Genomic DNA, 12,505 nt, shown 5'->3' with positions numbered 1-12,505 from the left:
TTCTCCTTAATAACGCTTACATTGTTGCTATATTTTAAAATGATTATCTTACCACAACCTACTGTAACTTTTTCCTATCTCCCTGTAATCCACCACCTTCTCCAAAAGATTTCGTTTTCACTTTTTGGTATAAACCAAATGTTCTTAATGAGTACTTCTAAATTATCATGCAATCGCATTCTTGATAGCCTTTTCATCTTCAATTTCTTGTTATCATCTAGACTATCTTGTAAAAATTATATTTTTCAAAGAACTTTTTCGCATTTTTAGTTACAAATTGGCAAAGTTACACTTTCTTCCTGTGGGAATTAGGAACCTAGCTCAAAATAAAAAATAGAACATTTAGTTCTCTGCTTTTTCACAATTAAATTCAAAAAAAAAAATGGCTATGGATACTTTCAGCCGTTTTTCTATAGTATCAGTTGTGCTCCTGATTGATTTTTCTATTTCTTTTTAAAGTCTTAGATTCATCTGTCTTCTCATTAACAATATTTTGTCCGATATTCACTAGGGTTAATTCCGTTTGCTTTTTTAAATACCGACTAAAATAGTTGGGGGGGTCTTTATAGCCAATCATTATAGCTATTTCCTTTAAAGATATATCTTGATCTAATAAAAGCTCTTTTGCTTTTTGTAATCGCGTATTCGTTAAGTAATCGATAAACGTAATTTGAAACGTATCTTTGAATAACTTACTTAAATAATAGGAACTTATCCCTACTTTCTGAGCAACATCTCCTAAAGAAATGGAACTATCATAATATTTATCCATATAGTTCTTCGCTTGTAATAGGATTGACTGGATACCATTCGATCGCCACTCTTCTATACGTTCGATGATCATTATTAGATACGCCTTGGATACTTCTTTGATTTGTATTGATGTGTCAAATTGTCCTAAATTCGTCTGAATATTTTCATTGTATCCAAGCTCTTTCATCGCCCTAGTTAACACGATAAAAAAATCCTCCATCGCCTTTTGAATCACACTTACACGAAAATCTGAAGCCTGTTGAATCGATGAAAAATAGGATTCAAACATTTGCATTCCTTTTTGGATATCACCTTTCTTAATTGTGGTAAGCAGTTCTCGCTCTACTTCAAAAGGAACTAACTGTGCACGCTTTTGTTTCAATTGATCACTATATACCATATAGGAAGCACTTGGATGATTATAAACTAATTCTAAAGCATAGATCGCTTCATTATAGGAATCAGAAAACAGATTTACATCCGCTACAGATCTTCCAACTCCAACAGTTACGTGACAATCCTCTAGCTTATTTTGAATTTGGTGAATGATCGCCCGGACAATATTCCCTCTCATTTCACGATTTAGTTCTTGATTATCGCTAAATAGTGTTAATACAGGTACTTGGAACCCCCCCGTTAATGGGCCGACAAGACTTGTAGAATTTTGTTGTTGAAATGACCGCTTTAAAATTTGATACCAACGACTTTTTTCTTCCCGACTAGGATGCTTTTTGTCTGATTCAAATGAAAAAACTGAAACAAATCCCTGTTTATGATCGAGGTCTAGCCATTCGTCCCATTCCTTTTGGTTGAACTCATGAACATGATCCATCATAAATGAAACAATATATTCCATTTCTACGAAGGAACTAACACTTTCAAGACGATGGTTTATTTGCTTCCTTTTGATAATCTCTTGTTTTTTTGTTTCAATTTCATCAACTACTCGATCAAAGGCTTCCAACACTTCAGAAATTTTACTGGGTTTCAATAAATATTCTTTAATGCCAAATTTCATAGCCTGACGGGCATAATCAAACGTATCAAAGGCTGATACTATAATGAACTTTGTATCCGGAAGCTTAGGAGTTATTTTCTTAATTGCAGCTATACCATCAAATTCAGGTATTTTGATATCCATAAATATTAAATCTGGCTTGTGTGTAAATGCAAATTCAACAGCTTCTTTTCCATTCTGAGCATCGGCAACAATTTGATAATTAGATCTATTTTTGCTAAGTATCATCTTTAGCCCTTCTCTTTCAATTGGCTCATCGTCCACCAGCATCACTTTTATCATTAATTATGCCCCCCCTTTCTAGTTATATTTTTTAATCGAATCGTCACTGTTGTACCTTTTCCATGCTCTGAAAAGATGTTAACTTCACTAGCTTTATCGAATAATTTTAAGCGTTTAATCACATTTTTCATGCCGATTCCAGTAGAGTGACCTGAACCTTTTTTCTCTGCGTGTACTTCTTTTTCGTCACTTGTATCCATCAATCGGTCTATTGTTTGCTGGTCCATCCCTACCCCCCCATTATCTTTTACTTTGATACACACAATTTCATTCTCTTTATAAATTAATAATTCAATTTTAGCGCCTATAGACATTTCTTCAATCCCATGTATAAAGGCGTTCTCTATAATTGGCTGAAGCGTAAGACATGGAAGTGGAATTGATAAACAGCTAGGGTCAATGTTTTCAATAAACTCCACACGTTCTTGAAAACGTGTCTTCTGAATAAAAAAGTACTCCTGCACAATTTCCACTTCATTTTTTAAAGTCGTTTGGCGGTCAAGATTACCGATATTATAACGAAGCAACGCAGAAATAGATGCAATTATATCACTCGTTCGTTCTGCCCCCTTCAATATAAGACGTTTTTAGCGATAATGTTTAAAGTGTTAAACAGGAAATGGGGGGGATTAATTTGATTTTGTAAACTTTTTAACTCCATATCCTTTAGGAGTTGAGCTAATCTAGCTTTTTCTTCTATATCATTAACAGATTCCAGGATATTCTTTTTCATTTCATTAAATGTCTTTATTAAAAACCAAAACTCATCTTTTGTTGAAACAACAACATCCTTGCCTGAATAACGTCCAGCAGAAATTTCCTGTGCTGCCTTTGTCAGACGCTCAATCGTTCTGTTAATTCCATTAGCGAACCATAGTGCAAACAAAATACTTAGGATAATAATAGAAAAAATTATCATTGTCCACATATTTTTTGTATATGTAATTTTTTTGTCTAAAAGGAAAGCAACCTGTTGATAGTTAGTTAATCTTTCATCTATTAAATTAAGTGCTTTCTCATCAATATATTCAGAAGTTTCCTCTGCTTCTTCTAGTGACGCGGAGTATTGTTTAATATTCCGTTTGTTTACGCCTTCTATCGTTTGATCAGTTTCTCCAAGAAAATCAGAAATTATATTCAGGAAATTTTCCTCGTTAATTCCACCGCTTTCTCTAGCATCAAGTTTCCCTTCAAGTACTCGAAGATTTTCTCTATCTTCGTTATATAACCTTAAGTTTTCCGCAAAGGGTTCATGCACAAAGAATTGCAACGATTGAAATGTCTGATTTGTTTGTTTCGTTATTTCATTTAGCAGAAAAAAATATTCCTCATTTTTCTGATAGAGTTCCCTTACTTCGTGGTTACTTTGTTCTCGAATCAAAAATGAAATAACAATTAACAATAGAATAGTGGCAAAATAAATAAGTAACTTCGTACGAATTTTAATCAAGCAGACCCATCCTTTCGCTTCCCTTTAAAGGTAAGTCTGATGTACGTATGATCGTTACATTTGTTTGATAGACATCTTGGACGGAATTCCCCCCCGTGAGCAGATCTAACATAATCTCGATACTTTTCTCTCCCATTTCAAAGGGTTGCTGCCCGACAATCGCATCTATTTTTCCTTTTTTCAATAATCGAATATTTTCAGTCAATGTATCAAAGGTCATTACATATAAATCATTCTTATTTAAGTTATTGGCTGCAGCTACTATGCCCATACCATCCAATGAGCTCGTTCCATAAAATGCTGTTATATCATCATGTTCGGTTAACATTTCGTAGGCTTTTTCCTCTGCTTTGACTCTGCTCAAATTTGATTCGGCCATAGCTACGATCTTAATTCCTTCAACCTGGGCAATCGTATCTTTAAATCCCTCTAGTCTTAGCTGGTGCTGATGATTGTCCTTATCCATTCCACCGGTAACAATACCGATAATAGCCTTTCCATCAGTATCTTCAATCAACGCTTGCCCTGCCATCTGACCAGCTTTGTAATTATCAGTTCCAATATAGGTGCTACGCATGCTTTCTGGAGCATCCGTATCAATTGTTATTACCGGAATACCCTTTTTTACAGCCTTATTAATCATTGGCGTAAATTCGTCATTTAGAGCTTGTATGATAATCCCATCCACTTTAGATTTAATAGCCATATCAAATAGTTTTAGTTGTTCATCTGGATTGGAACGCTTAGGCCCCCCCTCATATTGCACAACAACATCATATCTTGATTCGGCTTTTTTTGCACCTTCTCCAACTAAACGCCAATAATCGTGACCCATCTCCTCACCAATTAAAACAAAATGATGTTTTGATGAGCGTGTCTCAGAAGAATTTGTTTCTTCCAATTTCTTGTCAAATATCTGTACTTGTTGATAAAAATAAAAAAAGAATCCTAAAGTCGTTATAAATAAAGAAATTAATATGGCATATATTATAAATGTGCGATTCATGCTGACCCCCTAGTTTATAGGTGAATTTTAAACTACAAAATATAATGATAACATAAAGCGGATAGAGGGACAGGCTGAGCCGCTCAATAGCACCTAAAATGTGGAGTAATCGAAAAAAATGAATGAATAATTTGAATCATTCATTCGAATAGATTCTCATAACCAAGTAATTGTCTAGCTGCTACATTTACATAGACGATCTTTTGCTTATGATCCATAAGGACCACACCATCTAAAAAATCGTTAAAAGTCGATTCATTAAACACAACATTATCTTGCCCAATCAAATTACCACTTATTAAAAAACTCACCTCGATAGAATATAGATGTATGTTAACCTGTAGTATCTAGCTAGAAGGTTAGCAGATAAGAATAAAATAGACATTTACTCCCTATATCATATGTCTATAAATAAGAAAGCAATTGTGAAAAAGGGATGAGTTTACAATTTTACGTTACTTTCCTCTATTAGATCTAACTTTTCCCGCATAAAGTAACAATAAGACTGAATACACAGAACAAAAGCGCAGAGCGCCGGTTAAAAACGTAGCGACTGGAGTGAATCAAATGAGATAAGGGAATCACGGAGAGCTTGCGAATCGATGATGACTTATCGTAGGATGATTCGTGAAGTCGCCTAGTTTTTGGCGCTCTGCGCTTGACGTGGCTACTCGCGTTTACTTTATCCACAGGGCTTAATTCTATAATTTTCTAGACAATAAAAAAGTAGCAGACTCTCCATCTTCAGCTTTCTACATAACAACAGAACGGTAATGTTATTTCCATATGTTTGTATATTTTTTTCTGTATTTATTGTCCTGAACCGTATCAATCAAATGTAAAGCGGTTTGTTTAATTACTTCGTCATTTAAGTGGCTATATAAATTTTTCATATTTTCAAGAATATCGTTTCGAATTAATGTGAAATTTTTTTCTTCTGTTCCATTTTGAAAACGGTCAACCATATATTCCATAACTATTTCTTTTTGGGGGGGCTTTCCAGCAATTCCGACCTTCCATATCGATTGAAGGCTGTGCCTTGCTGTTACAAACTTTTCATCTTTTGTGACCTCCCACAGCTTAGGAAAGTCCTTCATCATTCTCAACTCTGGATCGCTTTTAGCCAGATTAGCTAAATATTGTGCGGAACGAGAGCGTTGATGGTTATCTTTATGAGTTAAATCCTCTAGTAGTTGATCCCATACTTCATAGGCCCAATCCACTTTTTGGTCCGTTACTTTTAAAATATATTGATAAGCTTCATAACGTTCATCTTTATTGCCTGATTTTGATTTTTCAAATTCCAATTTCATTTGATTATCCATTTTATACAACCTACCTTTTTAGCAAAAATCCAATTTAGTTTTTTTAATTCATTTAACGGAGACTTTCGGACTTGATAGAATCACTCTATCAATATAATGAAGTGTTAAAAATGAGGTTAACGTTACTTCTGGATGATCTGAATAAGGTTGCCACATGTATCGTCAAATACTGCTATTGTCAATTCGCCCATATGTGTTGGCTTCAATGTAAACTGCACGCCTTTTTCTATTAATTGTTTGTATTCTTTATGAATATCTGTCACACCAAACATGGTTACTGGAATTCCAACGGCAAATAACTTCTCTTGATACTCTTTGGCAGCAGGGTGTTCATTTGTTTCAAGCAAAAGCTCTGTTCCGTCTTGGTCATCAGGGGGGGAAACAAGCGTTATCCATCTGTGAGCTCCGATAGGTACGTCATGCTTTTTTACAAATCCTACTTGGATATTTAATTGGTGCTTCACTTATAATTTAACTTGTAACAGAAATTACTCTATCCATCCTTTCAGTAAACCCTTAAGTGGTTTGTTATTAAATAAATGTACCCGATATTTCCCCTTTCTTTTTGATTTTACGAGCCCCCGCATCTTCCAATACAGAAAGGTGCTTTGAATATAGCGTCTTTGTTCTGATCCATATACTTATTATATGCAACTATAAGGTTGTACGTAAACGATAAGCAACTATATGATTGCATATTGAACGAAAATAGATCCGTCTGCTTCTAAAATAAGTAACATTCCTCTAAATGTTGATTTTTGTGTTTTATTTAGATGAAATCTTACTTTAATTTTTCATGATTTCACGCTATCTACTGCTATAAGATGAAATCTCACTTTATTTCCCAAAAATTTCATGCTATCCCCCCCTGCTATTCATACCGTGCTTTTTTTACCTTTGATAGTAAACAGTTAAACGGAAAAAATTTGCGAATGACTATTCCATCGCTTTATAGTAAAATGAGGATAACAAATCTGAAAGGAGAAATATAGTGGAAAAAAGCGAAATGAATATGATACTTCAAGCTATAAAGGAATTGTCCGAAAAGATAGATCAAAATCATAACTCCATGCAGCAATTATCCGAAAAAACTGATCAGAATCATGCTGAATTAACAAAACGAATGGTTAACATGGAAGATAAAATGGACTATATTCAACATAAATTAACAGAACACGACGAGGATATTTATAAATTGAAGCGAAAAGCACAATAAAAATCTATCACATCTAAATAGAAATCCTATCCGATTCTACCGGTTTAACCCATTGTTAAATACGGTTTTTTTATTTTGCCCTCTTAAATAACCTACCCTCCATTATTAAATCGAATTTCGACGAAAATTAAACTTTATGCTAGTGAAGCAGTTTACTAGCTTTTCCATACTCTGCTAGTTACGATAGGGATTAGGCTATCAATAGAAAAAGGGGGGGAATTTGACATGACAACAACAATAAATGAATCGGTTGATAAAAATGTATTAACAAAAACAGATAAAAGAAAGATTATCTTTTTGATATGCTCTGTATTATTATTTTCTGTCATGAATGGAACCATGTTCATGATTGCTGTACCTGACGTGGCAAAGTCGTTTGCCTTATCCCCTTCAGAAGTGAGTTGGGTGGTGACAGGATATATCATTCTTTATGCGATTGGTGCATTGATGTACGGAAAATTAGCGGATATCTATCCGTTGAAGTATTTGTTAGCGTTTGGACTCAGTTTATTTGCTGCAGGTTCCATTTTAGGATTTTTCTCCCCCCCCAATTACATCATGGTTGTCATTGCCCGGATGATTCAGGCAACAGGTGCATCGTCTATCGTTGCAACGGTTTTTATTATACCTTCGAGATATTTCCCGAAAGAACGTGGCAAGGTGCTAGGGATTGTTTCAAGTACCATGGCTTTCGCATCCGGAATTGGTCCGGTGATCGGCGGTTTTATTACGGGTGTATTGAACTGGCAATATTTATTTTTAATTTCTGCACTCGTTTTGATCACAATCCCCCCCTTCTTTTGGAAATGGATGCCTGATGAGAAGAAGAAAGAGGGCAAAGTCGATATCCTTGGCGCTGCAATTATTGCTATTGCGGTAGCTACGCTGCTTCTGTTTATTACTATGGTTATCTGGTGGTACATCATCGTAAGTATTGTCTTTTTCAGCTTATTCGCCTGGAGAATTTTTCACAGCAAGAATCCGTTTATCAATCCAGAGATGTTTGGAAATGCTCCTTACCGGACAACGGTGCTTACTGCATTCCTGGCAATCATGGCGATGTTTGGCATGATGTTTATGCTGCCGCTTATGTTGAGTGAAGTCAATGAATTAAATGCGCTGTATATCGGTCTGGTCCTTTTTCCAGGTGCGATGGCAGCGGCCTTTACCGGCAGAGTTGCTGGAACGTTAACAGAAAAGCAAGGAAGTAAAAAAGTGGTATTTATAGCGTTTGGCCTGATGATGACTGGCTTCTTTCTGATCTCGACCTTGATTGGAAGTCCGGCATGGATATTAGGCGCGGTGATCATCATCAGTTATATCGCATTTCCGTTTATCCAGACAGCCACTGCTAATTTGATTTCGGACGTGCTTTCTCAAAGTGAAATAGGCGTGGGCATGGGAATCTATAACCTGTTTAATTTCATGGCTGGTGCATTTGGCGGAGCTGTTATTGGAAAGATTCTAGATTACAACAGCACGTTTACGATTAATCCGTTGGCTGTTGCTCAAAACCATGCAACGATCTACAGCAACGTCTTCGCTGGACTGGTGATTTTGACGCTTTTAAACGGGGGGGCCTTCTTTTACTTTTCATTTAAAAGGAAGGGATCGGAGTATTTGCAGTGAGCGATCCTCAGCAGATTTCTTAAAATATAAATGATACGGAAAAGTGGGACAGAGATTCTGTCCCACTTATTTACTTGCCAGGAACCAGCTGTTTAATAGATTTTCGCGGTTATAGTAGAAGCGTTGTTTATCTTGATATCTTAAGACGCTGCCTCCTGCTGCTTCGACAATGGCTTGGCCAGCGCCTGTATCCCATTCCATAGTCGGAGCGAAACGGGGATAATAGTCAGCTTTTCCTTCTGCTACCAGACAAAATTTCAGAGAACTTCCGGATGAAACAACTTTTACTTCTCCATTAATATTTTCAATGAATTCTTTTGTTTCACCGGCCATATGCGAGCGACTAGCGACGATCGTTGTAACCTGATGATCCTCTACTTCAGGTAACGCAACACTTTTGCTAATTAATTCATCGCCATTAGCTATGTTCACTTTCGATGCATTCACGAGCTTATATGCCCTTCCCCCCATCCACACCAAACTAAAAGGTATCCATGGCTGGGGGGGCATAAATCACACCTAACGCTGGATATTTCCCCCCCTTAATAAGAGCGATGTTAACTGTGAATTCGCCATTCTTTTTAACAAACTCTTTCGTTCCATCTAACGGATCTACTAACCAGAATTGCTGCCATTCTTTTCGTTCCTGATAGCTGATTTCTGTTCCTTCTTCGCTCAGGACTGGAATGGCAGAATCGATTTTCTTCAAACCATTTGCAATCACATGATGTGCTCTCGTATCGGCAATCGTTAAGGGAGAATTATCTTTTTTTAATTCAACCTCGAAATCCTGTTGATAGACATTCATTATTTCTTTACCTGCATCGAGACAGACATGGAATAAATCAAATAGGTATGTATTCATGCTCTAACCGCCTTTTTTTGTGAAAAATTATTTCCTTAAATAGCCAAACCTATTATAACATGTCTGTTCCATCTGTAACCATGTTGCCTTTATTTAAGAAATGAAACAGGACATACGTCCCGGTTGTTTCATAATCGATTAAATTCCTGTAGTGCTTTCCAAGTTTTAAAGTAATTTGAATTTTGACCTTCTTTAGCATGTACTACTCTACTTTTCTTATCTTCAAACTGCTTTTTATCCAAGCAAGCAAAAGCTGAGTCATGGATGTTATAACCAACAATCACATCAACATCGCTTATTTTTTTCTTTTGTTCTTCGAATGTTTTAAATGCATCAATTTTATACACCTGATATGGTAAAGGGGATGCTTTATAGGCGTTATCATATTTCAGATGCTTCACCCTGCATTTTACTGACTCCCCCCCTCTTATGAGAACGGATATATGGTAGGAAGAATTACTGTTAGAAGATCTGGTTACCTTAAAACCATCGGATACTAGGATATCTGATACATGTTGTACAGCTATCTCCTGATCATACTTATTGACAGGAGAATTCTGTATTTTTGGGAGTTCAAGCATACTTTTGTCCATACTAAAAGATAAATAATCTAAACCGAACTTCTTTTCCATCCCTTTTGCAAGTAAGCTTGTAATTTTCCTTACGCGTTTGATTTCCTTATTTTTTAATAGTAATTTATGTTTCAGCCATCCATCGGCATCTTCTTTTACCATAAATTTCTTCATTTTATCATAAATATTTAATGCTTTAAGGAATTCCCCATCCAATCTTAGTTCAATACCCTTCAGTTTCAATTCGTTATCTTCATGCTGTGGATATTGAATACCCTTATATTGGATTGTTCCAATTTGTTCACTGTATTTAAATAGTTTTTCTGGTGTATATAGGTTTATAGATTCTTTACTTGCTGTTGGTACTTTGCATTGCAGATGTACCTGATTCAATAAGAAAGCTATTTTGATAAAAAGCTTTCTCGCTTTCTCATATGATATATTAACAGACTTACTCAATATAGTTCCCCCCCTCCATTAACAATAAATATATTTGCTGCATTTTCTAACCTTGACAGCACCTATTATTTGTTCATTATCTGTGACATTACTTCTCGCTAATCTTTAAGCATTTTGCTCCATTCCTGTTAACATCCTGTCCAATAGTTAATATAAAGGAACTTTCATCAATCTTTAAAGGAATTCTATACTTAATACATTTCGACATTCTTTAAGGATTTCCTTCAACAAATTTGAAAAATCGCAATTTGGAAAATGAAACAGTAGATATATCGACAGTGTTTCATTCTTGCCCAAATTATTCACTCCGCCTATAATTTAAGGGTGAGATCAAATACATAGGAGGGGGGGAAATATATGGAGTACACAAATCTTGGTCGTACTGGCATGAAAGTAAGCAGACTTTGCTTAGGAACTATGAATTTAGGCCCACAGACAGAAGAAAAAGAAGCGCATAAAATTATGGATGCGGCTCTCGAGGCTGGCGTTAACTTCTTTGATACTGCTAACGTATATGGTGGGAAAGGTCGTCACGGTTGGACTGAAGAAATTATTGGCCGTTGGTTTGCTCAAGGTGGAAATCGCCGGGAGAAAGTGGTACTTGCTACCAAAGTATATAATCACATGGGAGATCCCAACGACGGTCCAAATGAAGGAAGATTTCTATCTGCCTATAAGGTTCGTCGCCATTTAGAAGGTTCATTAAAGCGCTTACAGACTGACCACATTGAACTGTATCAAATGCACCATATTGATCGTGATGTTTCCTGGGAAGAACTTTGGGAAGTCTTCCAGGCAGAAGTACAGAAAGGCACGATTGACTATGTTGGTTCGAGTAACTTTGCAGGCTGGGATCTTATCAAAGCACAGGCAGCTGCGAAGGAGCGACATTTCTTAGGACTTGTAACGGAACAGCATAAATACAGTTTACTTTGCCGCCTGCCAGAATTGGAAGTATTACCAGCAGCGAAGGACCAGGGAATTGGTGTCATCGCCTGGAGTCCACTGGATGGTGGATTGCTTGGAGGCAATGCATTAAATCCAGCTAAAGGCTCTCGATCTGCTGGACAAACTGAACGAATTGAAAAACTTCGCCCACAATTGGAAGCATTCACTTCCCTTTGCAAGAATCTTGGTGAAAATGAAGCAGATGTAGCGCTCGCATGGGTACTTCATAACCCAGCATTAGATGCGCCAATTATCGGTCCACGTACACTGGACCAATTCGAAAAATCTCTGCGCGCAGTTGAAATCAATCTGGATCAGGCAACACTTGACCGTTTAGACGAAATATTCCCTGGATACGGGGGGGAAGCACCAAACGCATATGCATGGTAAAATTTTATAAAGTGGAAGGGATACGAACCACATCTGGTTCGTATCCCTTTTTCATTTTCAGAAAGAATTCCTATCCCACCATACACAAAAATCTCCAACACGTTCAGTAGTGATAATTCGAAAAATTTTGGAACGGAGAGCCTGTCCCCCCCGCGTCGCTACAGGTGGCTTCACTGGAAATCCCCCCCTGCTCTTCACTGGAAATAATCTCCGCTTGACGGGAAATGTGGCTCGCTTCACTGGAATTAACATTATTTCCAGTGAAGCGAATGTACCATTGTACCAGATTAGTTATGAGGTTCTTTTTCTACATATATGACGTATGGAAGGAATTATTAACTGAGGTAGCTCAAAGGATTGTATTAAGTCTACATATATCTGGTATTATCGGAAGAGTTTTTATCATAACATAATCCATCTCCTCACAAAAAAGAGAACAGAGCACCCATCCCCCCCTAATCCCATTAATCCCGACTAAATAAGTCTCTGGTGTATACTTTATCTTTCACATCTTTTATATCATCACTCAAACGGTTTGCTACTATCACATCTGACATTGCTTTGAATTCGTTGAAGTCTCTAATTACTTTGG

The 12,505-nt window shown here is 36.5% G+C and carries 13 protein-coding genes and 2 pseudogenes; 3 read left to right on the top strand and 12 right to left on the bottom strand.

Annotated features, from left to right (window positions below):
• Window positions 1-418 precede the first annotated feature (418 nt).
• From JCM21714_RS12685 to JCM21714_RS19370, 8 genes and pseudogenes are all read right to left on the bottom strand, one after another.
• Complete coding sequence (locus JCM21714_RS12685; RefSeq protein ID WP_235182830.1) at window positions 419-2,053, bottom strand: response regulator; 1,635 nt, start codon at window positions 2,051-2,053, stop codon at window positions 419-421.
• On the bottom strand, window positions 2,053-2,628 hold the full coding sequence (locus JCM21714_RS23135; protein WP_052000603.1) for a sensor histidine kinase: 576 nt from the start codon (window positions 2,626-2,628) through the stop codon (window positions 2,053-2,055). The genes JCM21714_RS12685 and JCM21714_RS23135 overlap by 1 nt, the downstream gene beginning before the upstream one ends.
• On the bottom strand, window positions 2,625-3,503 hold the full coding sequence (locus JCM21714_RS23130) for a sensor histidine kinase (RefSeq protein WP_052000601.1): 879 nt from the start codon (window positions 3,501-3,503) through the stop codon (window positions 2,625-2,627). Before JCM21714_RS23130 ends, JCM21714_RS23135 begins: the two co-directional genes overlap by 4 nt.
• Window positions 3,496-4,509, bottom strand: a complete 1,014-nt coding sequence (locus JCM21714_RS12675; RefSeq protein ID WP_035724839.1) for a sugar-binding protein — start codon at window positions 4,507-4,509, stop codon at window positions 3,496-3,498. Before JCM21714_RS12675 ends, JCM21714_RS23130 begins: the two co-directional genes overlap by 8 nt.
• Before the next feature lie 140 nt (window positions 4,510-4,649).
• On the bottom strand, window positions 4,650-4,820 hold the full coding sequence (locus JCM21714_RS20180; RefSeq protein WP_235182829.1) for a PAS domain-containing protein: 171 nt from the start codon (window positions 4,818-4,820) through the stop codon (window positions 4,650-4,652).
• Window positions 4,821-5,285: 465 nt separating this feature from the next.
• On the bottom strand, window positions 5,286-5,834 hold the full coding sequence (locus JCM21714_RS12670) for a hypothetical protein (RefSeq protein WP_035724837.1): 549 nt from the start codon (window positions 5,832-5,834) through the stop codon (window positions 5,286-5,288).
• A gap of 122 nt (window positions 5,835-5,956) precedes the next feature.
• Window positions 5,957-6,298 carry a VOC family protein gene (locus tag JCM21714_RS12665; RefSeq protein ID WP_035724835.1) on the bottom strand — a complete coding sequence of 114 codons (342 nt, stop codon included), beginning with the start codon at window positions 6,296-6,298 and terminating at the stop codon, window positions 5,957-5,959.
• Window positions 6,299-6,322: 24 nt separating this feature from the next.
• Window positions 6,323-6,446, bottom strand: a pseudogene (locus tag JCM21714_RS19370) (ArsR/SmtB family transcription factor); the annotation flags it as partial.
• A 379-nt stretch (window positions 6,447-6,825) separates the two neighbouring features.
• On the opposite strand from JCM21714_RS19370, the gene JCM21714_RS12660 reads away from it, so the two are divergent.
• Both JCM21714_RS12660 and JCM21714_RS12655 read left to right on the top strand, forming a co-directional pair.
• Window positions 6,826-7,050: a hypothetical protein gene (locus JCM21714_RS12660; RefSeq protein ID WP_035724833.1), complete on the top strand. Its 225-nt coding sequence runs from the start codon at window positions 6,826-6,828 to the stop codon at window positions 7,048-7,050.
• A gap of 225 nt (window positions 7,051-7,275) precedes the next feature.
• A complete protein-coding gene (locus JCM21714_RS12655) occupies window positions 7,276-8,679 on the top strand; it encodes an MFS transporter (protein ID WP_052000599.1) in 1,404 nt (467 codons plus the stop codon).
• A 66-nt stretch (window positions 8,680-8,745) separates the two neighbouring features.
• Here JCM21714_RS12655 and JCM21714_RS24285 read toward each other — a convergent pair whose 3' ends face one another.
• The 3 genes from JCM21714_RS24285 to JCM21714_RS12645 form a co-directional block, all read right to left on the bottom strand.
• Window positions 8,746-9,126 carry a 3'(2'),5'-bisphosphate nucleotidase CysQ family protein gene (locus JCM21714_RS24285; protein WP_158413514.1) on the bottom strand — a complete coding sequence of 127 codons (381 nt, stop codon included), beginning with the start codon at window positions 9,124-9,126 and terminating at the stop codon, window positions 8,746-8,748.
• A 34-nt stretch (window positions 9,127-9,160) separates the two neighbouring features.
• Window positions 9,161-9,544, bottom strand: a complete 384-nt coding sequence (locus JCM21714_RS24280) for a 3'(2'),5'-bisphosphate nucleotidase CysQ family protein (protein ID WP_084040773.1) — start codon at window positions 9,542-9,544, stop codon at window positions 9,161-9,163.
• 128 nt (window positions 9,545-9,672) lie between these two features.
• Entirely contained in the window at window positions 9,673-10,575 is a 903-nt protein-coding gene (locus JCM21714_RS12645; RefSeq protein ID WP_035724831.1) for a hypothetical protein, read from the bottom strand.
• 357 nt (window positions 10,576-10,932) lie between these two features.
• Here JCM21714_RS12645 and JCM21714_RS12640 point away from each other — a divergent pair, with 357 nt between their 5' ends.
• A complete protein-coding gene (locus tag JCM21714_RS12640) occupies window positions 10,933-11,913 on the top strand; it encodes an aldo/keto reductase (RefSeq protein WP_035724830.1) in 981 nt (326 codons plus the stop codon).
• A gap of 464 nt (window positions 11,914-12,377) precedes the next feature.
• Here the strand turns inward: JCM21714_RS12640 and JCM21714_RS19890 are convergent.
• A pseudogene (locus tag JCM21714_RS19890) lies at window positions 12,378-12,505 on the bottom strand (UDP-glucose 6-dehydrogenase); the annotation flags it as partial.

Origin of the sequence: Gracilibacillus boraciitolerans JCM 21714 (assembly GCF_000521485.1) — a bacterium.
In the GTDB taxonomy this organism is placed as follows: Bacteria; Bacillota; Bacilli; order Bacillales; family Amphibacillaceae; genus Gracilibacillus; species Gracilibacillus boraciitolerans.
The sequence above is the reverse complement of the archived record's forward strand: the minus strand, read 5'-3'. Positions and strand labels throughout refer to the sequence as shown.

What these genes read in the sequence shown, in the direction of transcription:
- JCM21714_RS12685 (WP_235182830.1), bottom strand. Translation starts at nt 2,053, where the DNA reads ATGATAAAAGTGATGCTGGTGGACGATGAGCCAATTGAAAGAGAAGGG.
- JCM21714_RS12675 (WP_035724839.1), bottom strand. Translation starts at nt 4,509, where the DNA reads ATGAATCGCACATTTATAATATATGCCATATTAATTTCTTTATTTATA.
- JCM21714_RS12670 (WP_035724837.1), bottom strand. Translation starts at nt 5,834, where the DNA reads ATGGATAATCAAATGAAATTGGAATTTGAAAAATCAAAATCAGGCAAT.
- JCM21714_RS12655 (WP_052000599.1), top strand. Translation starts at nt 7,276, where the DNA reads ATGACAACAACAATAAATGAATCGGTTGATAAAAATGTATTAACAAAA.
- JCM21714_RS24280 (WP_084040773.1), bottom strand. Translation starts at nt 9,544, where the DNA reads ATGAATACATACCTATTTGATTTATTCCATGTCTGTCTCGATGCAGGT.
- JCM21714_RS12640 (WP_035724830.1), top strand. Translation starts at nt 10,933, where the DNA reads ATGGAGTACACAAATCTTGGTCGTACTGGCATGAAAGTAAGCAGACTT.